Genomic DNA, 17,951 nt, shown 5'->3' on the forward strand with positions numbered 1-17,951 from the left:
CCCACGCCGACTTCGTTGCCGTCCGGGTCGCGGTGGAGCGCCTTCCGCACGCCCTTCCGTAGGTCTCCCGCGTCCCCGGGTGGACCCCGCGTCGGGCCGCGGCGGCCACGAACCCGTCGAGATCACCGAGGAAGAGCCGACCTGCGCGCAGCCGGCGTGCTCCGGGACTCATCGGTGGCCCCCACCCCCACCGTGACGCGGCCGGGCGTCCCACCGGCCGGCGACGACGCGGGCTCCGCCACCTCCTGCGCGGGGTTGCCGCCCCACCGGGCGCCAGCCGGGACCTCCTCGCCCTTCATGACGAACGAGTCGGGCTCGACCTCCACGGCGTCGCCGATCGAGACCCCGTAGTGGACGAGGGTCCCGACACCGAGGGTCACGCCGGCGCCGAGCGTGGAGCGGTCCGACTTGAAGGCGCCGTCCTCCTGCGAGTGGCACTGGATGATGCTGCCGATGTTGAGCGAGCAGTCGTCGCCGACCGCGGTCATGGTGCGCTCGGTGATCGACGCGCCGTCGTCGAACACGCGCCGGCCGATCCGCAGGCCGAGCATCCGGGCGACGAGGTTGTGGTACGGGGTGCCGGCCAGCAGCCGCTCCAGGGGCGGCATGGTGAGCTTCCAGTACCGCTCGTGCCGCCAGAAGCGCACGTCGTAGATCGAGCAGGACTTCGGCCGGATGCGACGGAAGCCCACCACCGCCCGCTCCCAGAAGATGAACCAGAGCAGCGAGAACAGCACGCTCGCAGCCACCTCGGCCGCGAAGGCGACCGCGCCCAGGTCGGCGTAGTGGTCCACCGCCACCATCGCGAGCAGCAGGAGCCCGAACACGTGCCCCCACCGGACCAGCAGGGCGAGGGCGATCGTGAGGGCGTTGTGCGCGTTCTTGCGGCGCAGCAGCCGACGTCGTTCCTCGGGGCCGATCTCGAAGCCCCGGTCGCGCCGGACCGTCCGGGGGATCTCGAAGGCGGGCGAGCCGAGCAGGCCGACCCCCTCGCGCACCGGCCCGTCGATCGGGACCCCGACCTTGGTGGCGAGCAGGCAGTCGTCGCCCGTCCGGCCGCCGACGGGGTAGGCGACGTGGTTGCCGAGGAAGTTCCGGGCGCCGATCACGACCCGCGAGGTGCGGAAGGACGTGTTGGAGAAGTCGGCGTTGTTCACCGACAGCCCGTCCGCGATCACGGTGCCGGTCCCCACCGAGGCGAGGAAGGGCGTCTCGTGGGCCACCAGGGACCCGAAGTTCGAGCCGGTCTGCTCGACCTTCCCGAGGTCGTAGCCGAGCAGGAAGAGATAGCCGACGATGTACGAGCTGTCGCCGAAGAGCGTGACGAACAGCTTGACGTTGGTCAGCCGGGTCACGGTGCGATGCAGCGAGTACCGGATCCCGTGCACCGGGTACACCCGGTCCGGCCGCACGAACACCGCGAGCAGCCGTGGCACGGTGAACACCACGGCCAGCCCCAGGAGCAGGCCGCCGAAGACGATCCCGACCGACCCGAGCACCGCGTCGAGGTAGAACTCGGACGTGGTGTACCCGCCGGCGCCGGGGGCGAGCAGCGCCCGCATCCGCGGCACCTCCGTCAGCAGCAGGAACAACCCGCCGAACCCGAGCGGCAGGTAGATCGCGAACAGCTTGACCAGCTGGCTCGTCACGTAGGTGACCCTGCGCAGCCGCCGCACCCGGACGCCCGGCACCGCCCGGAAGTCGGTCCGCGTCGGGACCGGCGGCGACCCGTGCCACCGCTCCCCGGCGGGCACGCGCTGGCCCCGGTGCAGGGAGGAGGCGTGGCCGAGCTGGGCCCGGTCGCCCATCGCGGTGCCGACGTCGAGCACGCACTTCTCCCCGACCACGACGTCGCGGCCGAGCGTGACCGGCCCCTGTTGGATCTTGCCGGCGTGCGCGCGGTAGCCCAGCAGGTAGGCGTCCTTGCGCACGACGGTCCCTGCGCCGACGGAGATCAGGTCCGTGCAGATCGGCACGAAGCGGGTGAGGATCACGACGTCGCGCCCCACCTTCGCCCCGAGCAGGCGCAGGTACAGGGTGTACAGCGGCGACCCCACCATGAGCAGCACCAGCGGGTTGCCCCGCACGAGGGTCTTGACCAGCCAGAACCGCACGTAGCGCAGGCTCCAGACCGGGAACTCCGTCTCCTTCCAGCGCCCGATCAGCACCCACTTCGCCACGATCGGCATCAGGGCGAGGGCGAGGAACGCCACGGCACCCGCCGTGAGCGCGCGGAGGTAGATCTCGACCAGCCCGACGCTCGTCGAGATCCAGAGGTACGCACGGTCCAGGACGACGCCCGTGCCCGTGACGTAGAGCAGGAAGATCAACAGCTGCAGGACGCCGGTGAGCAGGTAGCCCCCGGTGCTGTGCCGCACCGGGGTGACCGCCGCGGAGGCCGACGGCGGCGGTGCGGCCGCCGTGTCGTCCGCCGGGCCGGCGGCCGCGGCGGCCATGCCGGCGATCGTCGGGGTGGCGTAGACGTCGGCGTCGCCCGCCGGCGCGCCGGATGCCGGGGTGTGCGTCTCGGGAGCCACGGGCCCGACCGCCGCGGCGAGCCCGGCGAGCGTCGGGTGCGCGTACACGTCCTTGATCGCGATCGACGGCAGGTCCGACCGTTTGCGCAGCCGCGCGCAGAACCGGGTCATCACCATCGAGTCGGCGCCCAGGTCGTCGAACACGTTGCGGTCGGTCGGGACGTGCTCCACCGCCAGCACCTCGGCCAGGACGTCCGCCAGCGCCGCAGCCAGGCCAGGGTCCGGCGCCGTGCGCGGGTACGGGGTCGGCCGCGGCACGCCCGGCGCCTCCCCCACGCACCGCTCGGGCACGCCGGGCGGCTGCGGCGTCCGGGCCTGCCCGGAGCGCCGTGGCGTGGGCTCCCCGGCGCCCGGAGCCGGCAGGGCCGCCCGGTCGACGTGCCCGTCGGGACCGACCGGGACGTCGTCGAGCCGCACGAGGACCGCCGGGACGTGGCTGCCGGGCGCCCGCTCGCGCAGCCGGGACCGGACGGCCCGGTCGTCGACCTTCGCGCCCGTCCGGCAGGTGTAGTAGCCGACCAGCGCGACCTCGCCGGGGCCCAGGTCCCGGACCGTCGCCACCGCGGCGGCCACCCCCGGCACGGCCAGCATCGTGGCCTCGACCGCGGTGAGGTCGACCCGCTCGCCGCGGAGGTCCACCTGGCGCGCGAGCCGGCCGCGGTACTCGATCCGCCCGGCCTCGTCGACCCGGCCGAGATCGCCGGTCCGGTGGATCCGGCCCGACGGGTTGCCGGGGATGTCGAGGAAGTCCTCGACGACCGCCGCACCCCCGCGGTCGCGGTACCCGCACGCGAGGCCCAGCCCGGCGAGCCCCACCTCCCCGGTGCGGCCCTGCCCCAGGGCCAGGGGGAAGTCGGGATCGAGCACCACGGCGGCGTAGGTCGGCAGCGGCACGCCGATCGCCGCCGGCGCGTCCGGGTCGGGCTCGGCCCAGGCCGCCGCCAGCATCGCACCGTCCGGCACGTAGGCGGTGCGCAGAGACCGCCCCGGCCGGTGCCATCGCGCGACCAGCGGCGGCGGGCACGGCTCCCCGGAGACGACCAGCAGGCGCAGGGCGGGCAGGTCCGGCTCGACCGTCGAGAGCAGGGCCGGGGTGGTGCACCATGCGGTCACGCGGCGGTCGGCGAGCGCGGCGTGCAGCGCCTCGCCGCGCAACGACGGGTCGGCGGGCACCAGCGTCGCACCGGCGACCCACGCCATCCACGTCTCCTCGATGCCCCCGCCGGTGAAGTGCGGGCGCCCCTGGTGGACGCGGTGTCCGCGGAGCCCGAACGTCTCGGAGGCGATCCGCACCGCGTTGCACAGGCCGCGGTGGTCGATCGGCACCGCCGCCGGCCAGCCGCCGGGCCCGCGGACGTACACCAGGTAGGCGGGCCGCTCGGTGCGGTCGCCGCGCTCGGCCGGCTGCAGCCGCCCGGGGCTCATCTCCGCGATCAGCTTCGCCGCGTCGTCGATCGCGACGACCTCGGCGGCGCCGGCGAGCAGGGTGGCGGTGGCCGGGATCAGGCCCCGCAGGTGGGCGCGGCCGAGCACGAGCCGCGCGGCGGAGTCGGCGAGGACGAAGGCCAGCCGGTCCCCCGGGGCGTCGGGATCGAGCGGCACGCACGTCCCGCCGATCGCCAACACGGCGAGCTGGGCGACGTAGGCGTCGACGCGGTCGTCGAAGAGCAGCGCGACCCGCTCGCCGCCACCGATCCCGCGCACGCGCAGGTAGCGGGCGAGCCGGTTGGCCCGTGCCTCGAGCTCGTCGTAGGTCAGCGAGCCTCCGGGGGCGTCGACGGCGAGCTGTCCGGCGCGCCCGTACTCCCGGATCCAGTCGCACCGCTCCTCGAAGACGGCGTCGAGCCGCTCGTGACGGCGGACCCGCCAGCCCTGCGCCTCGTGGCGGTCGACGACCACCAGCTCGGACAGCGGGAGGTCCGGTCGCGGGCGGACGGCGGCGTCCGGGTGCCCGGGACCGGGGTCCCGCGGCGTGACGATCGACATGAGGCCCCCACCCCGGCGCTGTCGCGTTGCGCGACAAGCACTCGTCCGACGGCTCGTCTCGGCTGTCGAGGGTGTCCCGGACGGAGCGATCCGGACAGGGGACCAAATACCCGACGTCGACGTCGGACAGGAGATTTTGCCGCCGGTTTACCTAGGCCCTTCGTGAGGAACCCGGCAGTCCGGAGAGCGCGGACGCGAGGGCGTCGTCCTCAGCCGAGGGTCGCGCCGAACAGCACACCCAGGCCGTAGGTGACCGCCGCGGCACCCCCGCCGATCGCGAGCTGGCGCAACGCCCGCCGCAGCGGTGGCCCACCGGAGAGCACGCCCACGACGGCCCCGGTGAGCATCAGCGCGATCCCGACGAGCACGCCCGACACCGTCACGGCCACGCCACCCGACAGGCCGACGAGGAACGGCAGGATCGGGATCAGGGCCCCCGAGGCGAAGAACAGGAAGCTCGACAGGGCGGCGCCGATGCTGCTGCCCACCACGTCGTGCCCCTCGGGGACCGGGTTCGTCGCGGCCACGGCGAGGGCGGGGTCGCTGCTGCGCAACACCTGCTCCGCCCGCTCGCGGGCCGCCTGGGCGGTCAACCCGCGGGCCCGGTAGACCAGGGCGAGCTCGTTGGCGTCGACGTCGAGCTGCGGCAGGACCCGGGAGGCGTCGCTGATGTCGGGGGCCGACGCCGCCAGCAGCTCGCGTTGCGAGCGCACCGAGACGTACTCGCCCGCCCCCATCGACAACGCGCCCGCCAGCAGCCCGGCGAGACCGGTGAGCAGGATCGTGCCGCGGGACGCCCCGCCGCCGATCACGCCGAGCACGAGGGACAGGTTGCTGACCAGGCCGTCGTTCGCGCCGAAGACGGCGGCCCGGAAGGTCCCGGACACGCGGGCGCGGCCGCGGACCGCCAGACCGCGGACGACCTCCTCGTGGATCCGTTCGTCGGCCGCCATCGCCGGGGTGGCGTCGACGTCCCAGCGGTAGGTCGAGCGGGTCTCCGCACGCTGGGCGAGCGCCAGCACGAAGACCGAGCCGAACCGCCGCCCGAGCCAGGCCAGCAGCCGCATCCGCAGCGAGCCGCGCCCGGCCGAGGCCGCGTCGTCGCCCAGGAGGCCCGCCCAGTGCGCGATGTGCCGCTCCTCCGCGTCGGCGAGCCCGAGCAGGATCTCCCGCTCGTCCCCGCTGCGCCGGCCGGCCAGGTCGCGGTAGACCTTCGCCTCCTCACGCTCGTCGGCCAGCATGCGGCGCCACCGGCGGCGGTTCGCGCGGGACGGCGGCGCGGAGGGGTCACTCCCCGTCGAGCTGTCGTGCATGCGCGACAGTCTGCGCCCCCGGCCCCTCGTGCGCGCGTAACTCCCGCCCGCGTCCCGCCGACCCCTCGAGGTCGGAAGAGGTGAGCGCCATGGTGCAGAGCTCGACCCCCGGTTCCCGGCTCCGCCGCGGCCTCGGCGTGTGGGAGGCGATCGGGCTCTCCCTGGCGCTCATGGCACCGTCGATGGCCGCCAACATCAACCCGCAGGGCACGGCGAGCTCCGTCGGGCGCGCGGTCCCGCTGGCCTTCGCGCTCGCGACCCTCGGCGTCCTGCTCGTCGCGTACACCTTCGTGCGGCTGTGTCAGCGGTTCCACCACGCCGGCAGCGTCTACGGCTTCGTCGGCGCCACCCTCGGCCCACGCGCCGGCGTGGTCGCCGGGTGGTCACTGCTGGGCACGTACGTGTTCTACGGCGTGGTCACGTCGACGGCGGCCGGCATCTTCGGGGCCGACGCCCTGCGCGTGCTCGGGATCTGGCCCGACCAGCCGGGCTGGGCCGGGTTCGCCCTGGCGGCGGTCGCCCTGCTCGGCGTGCTGGCGCTCGCCGTCGTCCGGGTGCGCGGCGGTACGCGGGTGCTGCTGACCATCGAGGGCGTGACCGTCGCGTTGATCCTCGCGGTCTGCGTGGTGGTCCTCGTCCGGCTGGCCGGCGGGACGGCGCCGGGCGGCCACACCCTCGATGGGTCGGTGTTCGGCGTGGCGCCCGGCACCGGCGTGTCCGCGCTGTTCCTCGGCGTGGTGTTCGGCTTCCTGTCCTTCGCCGGGTTCGAGGCCGCGGCGACGCTCGGCGAGGAGGCCCGCGACCCGCGCCGCAGCATCCCGCGGGCGATCCTCGGCACCGCCGTCTTCGGCGGCGTCTACTTCGTGTTCGTCACCACCGTCGAGGTGATGGGTTTCGGCACCGACCCGGCGGGGGTGTCGGCGTTCATCGCGTCGTCCTCGCTGCTCGGCGACCTCGGCGCGCAGTACGTGGCCGGCTGGGTCGGGAACCTCATCACCGTCGGTGCGGCGGTCAGCGCCTTCGGCTGTGCGCTGGCCTGCGCGGTCGGCGGCTCCCGGCTCCTGTTCGCCCTCACCCGCGACGGCGTCGGCCCGGCCGGACTGGCCGAGGTCTCGCCGACGCGCGGGACGCCGGTGCGGGCGGCGGTCGTCGTGGTCGGTGCGATGTACGTCGAGGTCGCGCTCGCCTGGTTCGTGCTGGACGCGGCACCGTTCACCCTGTTCCAGGCCTCGGCGACGATCGGCACGCTGATCCTGCTGGTGGTCTACGTGCTCGCCACGATCGGCGCCGCCCGGCTGTTGTTCTTCTCGGGGCGCCGCGAGGTGGCGGCGTGGGAGGTGGTGATCCCGGCGCTCGCGCTGGTCCTGCTCGGGTACACGCTGTTCCGCAACATCGTCCCGTACCCGGAGGGCGGCGCGGGGACCTATCCCGCGCTCGCGGCGGCCTGGATCCTGCTGGGTGTCGCCTGGGTGGTCGCCCGGCCCGGCAGGGCCCGGGTGGCCGGCACCCGCCTCACCGCGAACGACGGGCTCGGCCCCGCGGTCACCCCGCCGGGATGAGGCCCGCGCGATCTTCGGCGCGGCACGATCCGGGGGGCGGCCCGTCCGAGGGGGAGGCTCCGCGGTGCGACGACGGCGGTTCACGGTCCTGCTCGGCGTGCTCGTCGTGCTGGGCCTCGTCGCGGCGCCCGGCCCGGCCGCCGGATTCGGCACGATCGACAGCGGCGGCCAGAGCCGCGAGCACGAGCGTCTCACCCGGGCGGCCCTGAGCTGCGCCGGCGACGTCCGCGCGGAGCCGGACTGCTTCCAGCCGGCGACGATGGACTACCTCGCCGGGCACGGCCACGAGTTCGGTGCGATCGGCGCACCGGACAGCGACGAGCTGTCCGACCCGGCCGCGCACTGCGACGACGCGGACTACGTCGCGGGCGCCTATCCGCGCACCCGGATGCAGGCCACCGCGTCGCTCGTCGACTGCCTCAACCGCATGCGGATGCGGTTCGGGGAGGGTCTGGACGCGGCGCAGCGCCTCCTCGGTCCCGACGGCGAGGTGCTGGCGGGCGAGGTCGGTCTCGACCCCGAGTGCCGGCCCCGGGACGAGCGGGAGGTGCGCGCCAAGTGCACGACCCTGGAGGGGTTCGGCCGGGCGCTGCACGGCGTGCAGGACTTCTACGCCCACAGCAACTGGGCCGACCAGGCCGACCCGGCCCGCCCGGTCGGGGACGAGAACCCGCCGGGGCTCGACCTGCCCGCGCCGAGCCCGCTGCTCGACCTGCGCGGCGCCGCGGCGCCCGACCCTCCCGCGGACCTGAGCACCGGCTGCTACGTGGCCCGTGACGAGGTTCCCGGCGTCGGGGCCTGCCAGCTGCGCGTCACCCACGCGGGGCTCAACAAGGACCGCGGGCAGATCGACCCCGTCACCGGCGCGGCCACCGACCCGACGACGCCGCGCGGGATGGTCGGCACCAACTTCGCCAAGGCCGTGTCGGGCGCCGTCACCGAGACCCGCCGGGAGTGGCAGGACTTCCGGTCCGAGCTGGTGGCCCGGTACGGCACCGACCGCGGCGAGCGCATGATCTGCGCGCTCACCCGCGACGACCCGGTGAACGACTGCGGCGCCGCGAACACCGTCGTGGCCGTCGTCGCCCTCGTCGGGCTCCTCGTCGTGGCGCTCGGGGCGATCGTGTGGCTCCGGCGCTCGATCAGGCGATCGGAACGCGGTCGGGCCGGATCGGCCGGGGGAGCAGGTCCCGACCGGTGAGGTAGGCGTCGACCGCGGCCGCCGCGGCGCGGCCCTCGGCGATCGCCCAGACGATCAGCGACTGACCGCGGCCCATGTCCCCGGCGACGAAGACGCCTTCCGCGGTGGACATGAAGTCCTCGTCCCGGACGACGTTGCCGCGCGCGTCGATCCCGACCTCCAGCTGGGCGACGAGGTCGCCCTGCTCGGCACCGGTGAACCCGAGGGCGATCAGCGCGAGCTGGGCGGGGACCTCCGTGGTCGCCCCGGCGGGGTGGAAGCGCTTGGTCTCGTCGCGGAAACCCTCGACGAGCGTGACCGCCCGCAGTCCGCCGTCGGCGTCCCCGTGGAACTCGACGGTGTCGACCGAGAACAGGCGCGCCCCGCCCTCCTCGTGCGCCGGCGACGTGCGCAGCACCGCCGGATAGGTCGGCCAGGGCATCTCGGGGGTGCGGCGCTCCGGCGGGCGGGGCCGGATGTCGACGTGCGCCACCGACCGGGCGGCCTGACGGTGCGCGGTGCCCAGGCAGTCCGTGCCGGTGTCGCCCCCGCCGATGATGACGACGTCCTTGCCCTCGGCACTGATCGGCGACACGGCGAGGTCGCCCTCCTGCACCCGGTCCGCCCAGGTCAGGTAGTCCATCGCGAGATGCACCCCGGCCAGGTGCCGGCCCGGCACGGGCAGCTCGCGCGGGGCGGTCGCACCGCAGGCCAGCACGACGGCGTCGGACTCGGCGCGCAGCCGGTCGGCGTGCACGTCGACGCCGACCTCCACCCCGGCCCGGAAGGCCGTGCCCTCCGCGAGCATCTGCGCCAGCCGCCGGTCGAGCCGGCGCTTCTCCATCTTGAACGCGGGGATGCCGTAGCGGAGCAGGCCGCCGATCCGGTCGGACCGCTCGCACACCACGACGTCGTGGCCCGCGCGGGTGAGCTGCTGGGCGGCGGCCAGCCCGGCCGGCCCCGACCCGATCACCGCGACCGACCGGCCCGTCCGGCGCGGGGGCGGGAGCGGCCGCACCCAGCCCTCCGCCCAGGCGTGGTCGACGATCTGCAGCTCGACCTGCTTGATCGACACCGGGTCCGCGTTGATGGCCAGAACGCACGACTCCTCGCAGGGGGCTGGGCAGAGCACGCCGGTGAACTCGGGGAAGTTGTTCGTGGCGTGCAGCCGCTCGCTCGCCTCCCGCCAGCGCTCACGGTGGACCAGGTCGTTCCACTCCGGGATGAGGTTGCCCAGCGGGCACTCCGCGTGGCAGAACGGCACCCCGCAGTCCATGCAGCGCCCGGCCTGCTCACGCAGCGCCGGCTCCGGCAGCGGCTCGTACACCTCGCGCCAGTCGCGCAGCCGCAGGTCCACCGGGCGCCGGGGCGTGGTCCGGCGTGCGGTGCGCAGAAAACCCCAGGGGTCAGCCACGGCGGGCCTCCCGTCGGTGTGGTGCACGTACGGTGCACCCCCGCGCGGCCCCTGGCAACGGCCCGGCGGGCCCAATTTCGCGCGGACCCGCTCGGCGGACGTTGCGCGATGCAATCCGCATTAGCATGACGTGGGTCACATCCCGTGCACCGGAGGTCGAGCCGATGACGTCTGCACCCGCGAGCGCTCCCCAGGGCACCACCGACAGGGCCGTCGAGGAGGCCGGCCACGTCGACGTCCTCATCGTCGGCGCCGGCGTCTCCGGCATCGGCGCCGCCCACCACCTGCAGGAGAGCTTCCCCGACCGGACCTTCCTCCTCCTCGACGCCCAGCCGGACCGCGGCGGGACATGGTGGACCCACCGGTACCCGGGCGTGCGCTCCGACAGCGACCTGTTCACCTACGGCTACCGGTTCAAGCCGTGGCGCGGCCCGTCGATCGCCGCCGGGGAGGAGATCCTCGCGTACCTCGACGAGGTCCTCGACGAGGACGACCTGCGCAGGCACATCCGCTACCGGCACCGGGTCGTCGCGGCCGCGTGGTCCTCCGAGGAGCGCCGGTGGACCGTCGAGGTCGACCAGGAGGAGACGGGCCGGCTACTGCGCTTCACCACCGACTTCCTGTGGATGTGCCAGGGCTACTACAACCACGCCGAGCCGTACCAGCCGCAGTGGGAGGGCATGGACCGCTTCGGCGGCACGATCGTGCACCCCCAGGACTGGCCCGAGGACCTCGACCTCACGGGGAAACGCGTCGTCGTCGTCGGCTCCGGCTCGACCGCCTCGACGCTGATCCCCGCGATCGCCGAGACGGCCGACCACGTGACGATGCTGCAGCGCTCGCCGTCCTACTACTTCGCCCCGCCCGTCGTGCACGAGCTCGCGGTGCAGCTGCGCGCGCTGGACATCCCCGAGGAGTGGACCCACGAGATCCTGCGCCGCCAGTACATGCAGCAATACCACTGGCTGGCCCGCACGTCGCTCGACGCACCCGACGAGGTCCACACGTTCCTCATGGAGTCGATGCGCCCGCTGCTGCCGGAGGGCTTCGACGTCGAGAAGCACCTCACCCCGCGGTACCGCCCGTGGCAGCAGCGCATCGCCATCGTGCCGGACGGCGACTTCTTCGCCGCCCTGCGCGCGGGCAAGGCGTCGATCGTCACCGACACGATCGCGGAGTTCACGGAGAAGGGCATCCGCGTCGGCTCAGGCGACGAGATCGAGGCCGACGTGGTGGTCACCGCGACCGGCTTCAACCTGTCGGCCTTCGGAGACGTCGCCTTCCGCGTCGACGGCGAGCCGGTCGACTTCACGCAGAAGGTCACCTGGCGCGGGATCATGATCAGCGACGTGCCGAACATGGCCTACGTGTTCGGCTACTTCCGGCACAGCTGGACGCTGCGCGTCGACCTCGTCGCCGACCTGGTGTGCCGGATGTGGCAGCACATGCGGGACAAGGGCGCCACGGTGGTCGTCCCGACGCTGCGGCCGGGCGACGCCGACATGCCGCTGCGCCCGTGGTCGGACCCGGAGAACTTCAACTCCGGATACGTCCTGCGCTCGCAGCACGTGCTCTTCAAGCAGGGCGACCGCGAGCCCTGGACGCACATGCTGGAGCACGAGGAGGAACAGGAGGTCCTGCCCAAGGCCGACCTCGACGACGGCCTCGTCTACCGCTGAGCCCTCCCGTGTCCACCACCGTGCCCATGAACCGGGTGCCCGTCGGCGGCGGGACGATCCTGCCCGACGGGGTGGTGGTGACCCAGCCGGTGGAGGGCACGTTCGTCGCGTTCTCCACGACGTGCCCGCACCGCGGGTGCACGGTGCGGGCCGTGGCCGCCGGGACGATCAACTGCTTCTGCCACGGCAGCCGCTTCCGCATCAGCGACGGGGCCGTCGTCGGGGGGCCGGCGGAGGAACCGCTCGGGAGGCTCCCGGTCGTGGTGGCCGGCGCGGAGATCAGGGTGGGTGAGCCGGCCGCGGATCCCGGCTGAACGGATCAGCCCGCCGGCGCGGGCGGGGTCGGTCGCCCGCCGGCGGCGACGGTCGCGAGCTGGTCGACCACGGCGGCCCGCCACTCCGGCGGCACCACGGCGAACACGCCGTCGTCGACCGCACGCAGGGCCTCCCGGGCGACGTCCGCGGGATCCGCGCCGACCGGCGACATCCCCGTGGCCACCAGGGCCGGGCAGATCATGCCGATCCCGACCGGCGTGCCCTCGAGGGCCATCGCGGCGTGCGCGACGACCGCCGCCACCGCGTGCTTCGACGGGCCGTACGCCCCGCCGCCCGGGAACACCGTCATCCCCGCCAGGGAGGCGGTGACCAGCACGTGGGCCGGCTCCGCCGCGCCGAGCAGCCGGGGCACGAAGGCGCGCAGGCCGTTGACCACCCCCGCGACGTTCACCGCGAACACGCGGTCCCACTCCGCGGCCGGCACCTCCCAGGGGGCGCCGACCGACGGCCCGACGATCCCGGCGTTCAGGCAGACGAACCGTGCCCCCGACGCCTGCTCGGCGAGCTGCTCCACCGCCTCCGGATCCGCGACGTCCGCGACCACCGCGGTGGCCCCGAGCCGCTCGGCCGCGCCCAGCACCGCAGCCCGGTCGACGTCGGCGAGGACCAGCTCGGCACCGCGCTCCCGGAGCTGCGCGGCCAGCGCGAGACCGATCCCGCTCCCCGCGCCGGTGACCACCGCCGTGAACGGCCGGTCCCCGCCCCAGGGGCTCGTCAACGGTCCGCGCCGGTCGTCATGCGCCCAGGCTAGAGGTGCTCAGCCGACCACGGTCGCCGGACGGTGGTCGTCCCAGGGCAGGGCCTTCTCCAGATCGGCGGCCACGGCGAGGAGCGTGCCCTCGCCGGCGTACGGGCCGGTCAGCTGCACACCGACGGGCCAGCCCTCGTCGGTGCGGCCGAGCGGGAGGGAGATCGCCGGGTTCCCGGTGACGTTGGAGAGCGCGGTGAAGCCGGCGGTGGCGAAGAGGTGGTCGTACCAGCCGCGCGCGTCGAGGGAGTCGTCGTCGGCGTCGAGGTGGCCGAGGGGCGTGTTGGGGACGTTCATCGTCGGCGTCAGGATCAGGTCGAACCGCTGGTGGAAGGCGGCGACGGCCCGGGCGGTCGCGTTGAAGACCCGGTCGGCGGCGAAGAGGTCCGAGGCGCGGAGGGTCCGCCCGTGCTCGGCGCAGGCACGGGTGGTGGCCTCGAGGTGCTCGGGTCCGGGATCGACGCCGAGGGCTGCGGCGAGGGAGTCCACGCCGTCGGCGAGGAAGCTGGTCCACGCGATCAGGTTGGCGTCGTCGAACGCCTCCGGGTCCACCGCGGGGGCGGCGGGCTCCACGGTGTGTCCCAGCTCCTCGAGGGTGCGCCCGACCGCCTCCGTGGCCGCCACGCAGCGCGGGTCGACGGTGCCGTGGCCGGAGAACGCGGCGGTGTGCAGGGCGATCCGCAGCGGCCGGCTCCCGGCGCGGACCTCCTCGGCGAAGGGCCGGACGGGGTCCGGCAGCAGGTACCGGTCGCCCGGCTCGTACCCGTGCACGGCGTCGAGCAGGCCTGCGCAGTCCCGCACCGTGCGCGTCACGGCGAACTCGATGCCGAGTCCCAGCAGCGGGTCGGCGTAGTCCGGTCCGGGCGAGGTCCGCCCGCGGCTGGGCTTCAACCCGACCAACCCGCACGCCGCCGCCGGGATGCGGATCGAACCGCCGCCGTCGTTCGCGTGGGCGACGGGCAGCGCCCGGGCCGCGACCAGGGCGGCCGAGCCGCCGCTGGACCCGCCCGGGCTCCGCGTGAGGTCCCACGGGTTGTGGACCGGACCGGTCGCGACGGGCTCGGTGCTGGCGTTGAAGCCCAGCTCCGGGGTGGCGGTGACACCGAGGGTCGCCAGCCCGGCACGCCGGAAGCGCGCCATGAGGTGGGTGTCCGCGGGCATCGCCACCCCGTCGCCGAGCAGCCGGCTGCCGGCACGCTGCGGAACGCCTGCCGCGTGCACGATGAGGTCCTTGATCGCGAACGGCACCCCGGCGAAGGGCCCGTCCGCGGCGTGGTCGAGCGGCGCGGCGAACCGGGCGCCCACCAGGGCGTTCAGCGTGGGCTGCACGGCATCGAGGGCCTCGGACGCGGCGGCCTGCACCTCGCCGGCCGAGATCTCGCCGGAGCGGATCAGAGCGGCGAGCGCGGTGGCGTCGAGGTCGGCGTACTCGTCGGGCTTCATGGCGTCCTCCGTGGTCGGGAGGCGCGACGGTACGGACGACCCCGCCACGCCACATCGGTCGGTTGACGGATGCCCCCCGGCCCGTCGTCGCCGCTGGTCCGAGGGCTGCGGGCCCGGTAGCGTGCGCCGCGTGACCGCCCTCACCGCGGCCCGTGAGCTGAGGTCCTTCCTCCGGCGCAACGGCAGCCGCACCCCCGGCGCGGCGTCGGCGGCGCTCGAGGCCCTGCGCCCCGTGGTGCCGGCGGACTGTGTCGCGTTGTCGCTCTGGGACCCCGCGGCGTGGCGGCACCGCACGCTCGCCTCCTCGTACCCGTCGGCGGTCACCGCCCTGCTCGACGGACGCATGCACACCGATCCGTTGTTCGACCGGGTCCGGTCCGGCCGCGTTCCCGTCCGGGTCCGCGACCTGGCGCCCCGCCGCCGGCACGGCGAGATCTTCGACCGGATCATCACGCCGCTCGGCTTCCGGGACGGCGTCACCCACTGCCTGTTCGCGGCCGACGGGCGGTACGTGGGCATGCTCAACGCGAGCACGCTCGACGCCCGCCATCCGGACGACGACACGGTCGCCCTGCTCGACCTGCTCGGCCCCGATCTCGCCGCCGCGCTCGACCCGGTCGCCGCACCCCGCTCCCCGACCGAACGGCTGGTCCGCGGGGAGGTCGACGGGTTCGTCACGGGTGCCGACGGGACCGTCACCCCGCTCTCCCCCTCGCCGCGCCCCGACCTCGTCGCGCCGCCGTCGCCACTGGCCGCAGTGGTGGCGCAGGTCCGTGCGGGCGTCCCACCCGCCGCCCCCGTCCTGCACCTCGTCCGGGACGTCGCCGTGGTCGCCGTCGAGCTGTACGCCTCCCCGTCGGGTGTCGTCGTCCTGCACCGCGAGGCGCCCTCGCCGGCCGGGCTGACCGTGCGGGAACTGCACGTCCTCGACGGCGTCGCCCGCGGCCTGAGCAACACCGAGATCGCCGCCGGCCACGGCATTGGCACCCGTACGGTCGCCACGCACGTCGAGCACATCCTGGCCAAGACGGGCTGCCGCAACCGGGTCGAGGCCGCGCAGCTGGCCACACGCTGGGGGCTGCTGGTGGCCCCCGCGGGCAGCCGGCCGGGCTGAGCGCCTCGCCGCCCGTCAGAAGGCGAACAGGGGCCACTCCGGCGGCAGCCCGAGCATCAGCTGGCCGACGGACTCGTACCGGGCAGGCGAGACGAACGCGTGCTGGGTGAGGGTGTGGACGTCGCGGAAGTGTGCCGCGAACGGGCGGGCGTTGCGGATGGCCGAGGTGCCTGCGACCTGGTGCACGAGCCGCACGGCGGTAGCGGCGGCCTCGACGCCGTGAGTGGCGGCGAGCTGAATGGCCTGGCGGTTGCGCGCTCCCGGAGGCGTCGACCGCCGTCCGGCCGTGGCGGCCGGGGGTGAGCCGGCAGTCGGCACACGAGCGGTGGGCCCGCCGCGTCGCCGACGTGCTGCGGCGCGGGCACGGTCGAGGCCCTCGCGACGTGGATCTTCGACGCCGAAGGCCCACTAGGGTCGGACGAATGCCCGTCCGCGCGCGCGACGTCATGACCCGCCGGCTCGTCACGGTGCAGGCGGACGACCCCGTGGACCTGGCGGCCCGGCGGATGCTGCGGGCCGGGTTCAGCGCGCTGCCGGTGGTGCGGGGCGTCGACCGGCTGGTCGGGATCGTCAGCCTGGTCGACGTCCTGCGCCACCGCGAGGACGGCGCCGACGCCGGCGCCACCGTGGGGTCGATCATGACCACGGACGTGCTGACGATGTCGCCCGCGACGAGCGCGGCCGTCGTCGCGCACCGGCTGCGGACCTACGGCGAGCTGCGGGTCATGCCGATCGTGGAGCGCGGGCTCGTGGTCGGGGTGGTCACCCGCAGCGACCTGCTGCGCGGCCCCCGGGAGCGCCCGGGGTTGCTGACCCGGCTGTTCGGCCGGACCACGCTGCCCGATCCCGTGCCGCCCCGGATGCCGCGGGAACGCAAGCCCGGCGCCCGGACGGTCGGCGAGGCGATGACCGGCACCGACCTCGTCGTCGTCCGGCCCACCACACCCTGCTCGCGGGCCGTCGAGCTGCTCCTGACCCGCCGGTTCAGCCTGTTGCCGGTGGTCGAGGAGGACGGCGGACTGGTCGGTGTCGTGAGCGAGGCCGACCTCCTGCGCGACCCGCTCGACGGAAGCCGCGGCGGGCCACCGCGCACGGTCGGGGCCGCGATGACCCGCTCCCCCACCGTGCTCCGTCCGGACACGCCGCTGGCCGAGGCCCGGCACCTGGTGATCGACCGTGGCTTCCGGGTCCTGCCGGTCGTCCACGGCCGCCGGCTCGTCGGGGTGCTCAGCCGCAGCGACCTCGTCTGACGGCGGCAGTCAGGCCGGCCGCGCCACCCCGGCGATCAGCAGCGCGCCGCCCACGACGAACAGGCCCGTACCGACCACCGGGACCAGCCGCGGCCCGTACCGGCTCGTCTTCTCCAGCACCATCACGGCGGTGAGGCCGAGCATCCACAGCAGCCCCGCGGCCCCGGTCACCACCATGACCAGCATCAACGCCCAGCAGCAGCCCACGCAGGACACCCCGTGCCGCAGCCCGAGGCGCGCGGCGCCCGCCGGACCACGCCGGTACTCGCGGCGCAGCACGGTCGCCGGGCTGCGGCAGGCGCGCAGGCACGCCTCCTTGAGCCGGCTGAACTGGAAGGCGCCCGCGAGCACGATCGCCACGCCGAGCGGGACCTCCGGCCGGGCGGCGACCCACGGGACCGTGCCGGTCGCGGCCGCCACCCCCAGCGCGACGGCGAAGGCGAGCCCCGCGACGACCGTCCACACGGCGAGGTAGCCGCCGAGCAGCGCGGGCAGCGCCCCGCCCGGCTGCGGCGCCCGCGCCCGGACGTGGGCGAACAACCGCACCAGCGGGACCACGGTCGGCAGCATCATCGCCCCGACCATCACCACCCAGGCCAGCAGGAACGGCCCCGGTGTGGGCACCGGGGCACCGTGATGGTGGCCGCCCGCGAGCACGAGCCAGCCACTGAGCAGCCAGCACGCGCCCGCGGCCACCCACAGCCCGGTCGCCGGGTCGCGGAGCCGGACCCGGACCCGGACCGCGACCGTGGACATCAGCCGGTGAACCGGAAGTGACCCTGGACCGAGTTGTAGCCGGAGATGTCGATGTCCGGGCGGCCGAGCTTCTTGCCGCTGCGCCGGTACACCGAGGCCGTGCCGGGGTACGCAGGCGAGCCCGGGATGGTGGAGAACACCGAGTCGGACAGGGTGGTCGGCCTCCCGGTGGCGCCCATCAGCTGCTCGAACTCCGCCTCCACCACGTCGCCGATCTTGAGCGTGCCCCTGCCCTCCTGCACGGTCGCGGCGAAGGGCGCCCGCTCCACGCCGACGACCTCCCCGATCAAGGCGGCGAGATCCGCGATCGGGCCGCCGAGCCCGCCGGTGAACACGTTGAGCAGCGCCTTCTCCTGCTCCTCGGAGCACCGGTCGTCGACGTAGACCATCGCGGTCCAGTTCCCCGCGAGCACGTTGCCGGGGATGTAGGCGAGCAGGGCGAGGCCTCGGTCGGACACGTCGACGCCCTGCACGGTCCCGCTGTCGACGTACCAGACGACCGAGCCGTCGCACACCCCGCCGTCGGGATCGAGGCCCACCCAGCAGGGGCAGACCGCCTTGCACGTGCAGACCTCCAGGAGGCGACCCTCGACCACGTAGGTGCCGCTCTCGGTGTCGGTTGCGGTCATCTCCGTC

The 17,951-nt window shown here is 74.8% G+C and carries 14 protein-coding genes; 6 read left to right on the plus strand and 8 right to left on the minus strand.

Annotated features, from left to right (window positions below):
* Positions 1-122: 122 nt before the first annotated feature.
* Both LWC35_RS12600 and LWC35_RS12605 read right to left on the minus strand, forming a co-directional pair.
* Positions 123-4,523 carry a Pls/PosA family non-ribosomal peptide synthetase gene (locus tag LWC35_RS12600; RefSeq protein WP_232870269.1) on the minus strand — a complete coding sequence of 1,467 codons (4,401 nt, stop codon included), beginning with the start codon at positions 4,521-4,523 and terminating at the stop codon, positions 123-125.
* 209 nt (positions 4,524-4,732) lie between these two features.
* Positions 4,733-5,836: a VIT1/CCC1 transporter family protein gene (locus LWC35_RS12605; protein WP_232870270.1), complete on the minus strand. Its 1,104-nt coding sequence runs from the start codon at positions 5,834-5,836 to the stop codon at positions 4,733-4,735.
* Between the two features lie 89 nt (positions 5,837-5,925).
* Between LWC35_RS12605 and LWC35_RS12610 the strand changes: the two genes are divergently transcribed.
* Positions 5,926-7,395, plus strand: a complete 1,470-nt coding sequence (locus tag LWC35_RS12610; RefSeq protein WP_232870271.1) for an APC family permease — start codon at positions 5,926-5,928, stop codon at positions 7,393-7,395.
* 64 nt (positions 7,396-7,459) lie between these two features.
* Positions 7,460-8,596 (plus strand): hypothetical protein, encoded by a 1,137-nt coding sequence (locus tag LWC35_RS12615; RefSeq protein WP_232870272.1) that lies wholly within the window; start codon positions 7,460-7,462, stop codon positions 8,594-8,596.
* On the opposite strand, the gene LWC35_RS12620 is transcribed toward LWC35_RS12615, so the two are convergent.
* Entirely contained in the window at positions 8,538-9,989 is a 1,452-nt protein-coding gene (locus LWC35_RS12620) for a glutamate synthase subunit beta (protein WP_232870273.1), read from the minus strand. The genes LWC35_RS12615 and LWC35_RS12620 overlap by 59 nt on opposite strands.
* A 164-nt stretch (positions 9,990-10,153) precedes the next feature.
* Here LWC35_RS12620 and LWC35_RS12625 point away from each other — a divergent pair, with 164 nt between their 5' ends.
* Positions 10,154-11,668 carry a flavin-containing monooxygenase gene (locus LWC35_RS12625; protein WP_232870274.1) on the plus strand — a complete coding sequence of 505 codons (1,515 nt, stop codon included), beginning with the start codon at positions 10,154-10,156 and terminating at the stop codon, positions 11,666-11,668.
* Positions 11,669-11,676: 8 nt separating this feature from the next.
* The gene (locus LWC35_RS12630; protein WP_232870275.1) at positions 11,677-11,982 is read left to right on the plus strand and encodes a Rieske (2Fe-2S) protein; all 306 of its coding nucleotides are present in this window, start codon (positions 11,677-11,679) and stop codon (positions 11,980-11,982) included.
* A gap of 5 nt (positions 11,983-11,987) precedes the next feature.
* Here the strand turns inward: LWC35_RS12630 and LWC35_RS12635 are convergent, their stop codons facing one another.
* Positions 11,988-12,722 (minus strand): SDR family NAD(P)-dependent oxidoreductase, encoded by a 735-nt coding sequence (locus tag LWC35_RS12635; RefSeq protein WP_232870276.1) that lies wholly within the window; start codon positions 12,720-12,722, stop codon positions 11,988-11,990.
* A 39-nt stretch (positions 12,723-12,761) separates the two neighbouring features.
* Positions 12,762-14,195 (minus strand): amidase, encoded by a 1,434-nt coding sequence (locus tag LWC35_RS12640; protein ID WP_232870277.1) that lies wholly within the window; start codon positions 14,193-14,195, stop codon positions 12,762-12,764.
* Between the two features lie 130 nt (positions 14,196-14,325).
* Here LWC35_RS12640 and LWC35_RS40235 point away from each other — a divergent pair, with 130 nt between their 5' ends.
* The gene (locus tag LWC35_RS40235) at positions 14,326-15,309 is read left to right on the plus strand and encodes a helix-turn-helix transcriptional regulator (protein WP_232870278.1); all 984 of its coding nucleotides are present in this window, start codon (positions 14,326-14,328) and stop codon (positions 15,307-15,309) included.
* A 15-nt stretch (positions 15,310-15,324) separates the two neighbouring features.
* On the opposite strand, the gene LWC35_RS12650 is transcribed toward LWC35_RS40235, so the two are convergent.
* A complete protein-coding gene (locus tag LWC35_RS12650; protein ID WP_232870279.1) occupies positions 15,325-15,627 on the minus strand; it encodes an acyl-CoA dehydrogenase family protein in 303 nt (100 codons plus the stop codon).
* Between the two features lie 104 nt (positions 15,628-15,731).
* Here LWC35_RS12650 and LWC35_RS12655 point away from each other — a divergent pair, with 104 nt between their 5' ends.
* Positions 15,732-16,559: a CBS domain-containing protein gene (locus LWC35_RS12655; RefSeq protein ID WP_232870280.1), complete on the plus strand. Its 828-nt coding sequence runs from the start codon at positions 15,732-15,734 to the stop codon at positions 16,557-16,559.
* A 9-nt stretch (positions 16,560-16,568) separates the two neighbouring features.
* On the opposite strand, the gene LWC35_RS12660 is transcribed toward LWC35_RS12655, so the two are convergent.
* The gene (locus tag LWC35_RS12660) at positions 16,569-17,315 is read right to left on the minus strand and encodes a DUF2182 domain-containing protein (protein WP_232870281.1); all 747 of its coding nucleotides are present in this window, start codon (positions 17,313-17,315) and stop codon (positions 16,569-16,571) included.
* Positions 17,315-17,944: a DUF1326 domain-containing protein gene (locus LWC35_RS12665; protein ID WP_232870282.1), complete on the minus strand. Its 630-nt coding sequence runs from the start codon at positions 17,942-17,944 to the stop codon at positions 17,315-17,317. The genes LWC35_RS12660 and LWC35_RS12665 overlap by 1 nt, the downstream gene beginning before the upstream one ends.
* Between the last annotated feature and the right edge of the window lie 7 nt (positions 17,945-17,951).

The organism is Pseudonocardia kujensis, from assembly GCF_021283305.1.
Lineage (GTDB): Bacteria > Actinomycetota > Actinomycetes > Mycobacteriales > Pseudonocardiaceae > Pseudonocardia > Pseudonocardia kujensis.

Excerpts from the sequence above, each read along its gene's own strand:
- LWC35_RS12600 (WP_232870269.1), bottom strand. The coding sequence starts at position 4,523 with ATGTCGATCGTCACGCCGCGGGACCCCGGTCCCGGGCACCCGGACGCC.
- LWC35_RS12605 (WP_232870270.1), bottom strand. The coding sequence starts at position 5,836 with ATGCACGACAGCTCGACGGGGAGTGACCCCTCCGCGCCGCCGTCCCGC.
- LWC35_RS12610 (WP_232870271.1), top strand. The coding sequence starts at position 5,926 with ATGGTGCAGAGCTCGACCCCCGGTTCCCGGCTCCGCCGCGGCCTCGGC.
- LWC35_RS12625 (WP_232870274.1), top strand. The coding sequence starts at position 10,154 with ATGACGTCTGCACCCGCGAGCGCTCCCCAGGGCACCACCGACAGGGCC.
- LWC35_RS12640 (WP_232870277.1), bottom strand. The coding sequence starts at position 14,195 with ATGAAGCCCGACGAGTACGCCGACCTCGACGCCACCGCGCTCGCCGCT.
- LWC35_RS12655 (WP_232870280.1), top strand. The coding sequence starts at position 15,732 with ATGCCCGTCCGCGCGCGCGACGTCATGACCCGCCGGCTCGTCACGGTG.
- LWC35_RS12660 (WP_232870281.1), bottom strand. The coding sequence starts at position 17,315 with ATGTCCACGGTCGCGGTCCGGGTCCGGGTCCGGCTCCGCGACCCGGCG.
- LWC35_RS12665 (WP_232870282.1), bottom strand. The coding sequence starts at position 17,944 with ATGACCGCAACCGACACCGAGAGCGGCACCTACGTGGTCGAGGGTCGC.